Annotated in this window: 1 protein-coding gene; it reads left to right on the top strand. The window is 47.7% G+C overall.

What is annotated here, in order from left to right:
* Positions 1–283: transposase (locus AAEY55_RS18220; protein ID WP_350552640.1), on the top strand; the 283-nt coding region annotated here is incomplete at both ends.

The following is a 283-nucleotide window of genomic DNA, read 5'->3' as shown; positions in this document are numbered from 1 at the left end:
TTATTCCGGCGAAAGTCAGTGTCATTAAGCACAAACAATTTAAATATGCTTGCAGACATTGCGAGCATGAACAATTGGCCAGTAAAATAATCACCGCGCCTAAACCCAAGCAGCCTATTCCTGGCAGCATTGCGAGTCCAGAAGCGTTATCGGCGGTTGTTACGGGCAAATACTGCGATGCCTTACCGCTTTATCGTTTCGTTGACATACTGGGCCGTGGCGGCCTTGAACTATCGCGCGGAACATTAGCTAATTGGTGTATTAAAGCGGGCCTGCTAATCAG

It is taken from the genome of Pseudoalteromonas sp. 120-MNA-CIBAN-0494, from assembly GCF_040308885.1.
Classification (GTDB): domain Bacteria; phylum Pseudomonadota; class Gammaproteobacteria; order Enterobacterales; family Alteromonadaceae; genus Pseudoalteromonas; species Pseudoalteromonas nigrifaciens.
This window is presented reverse-complemented; position numbering and strand designations above follow the sequence as displayed.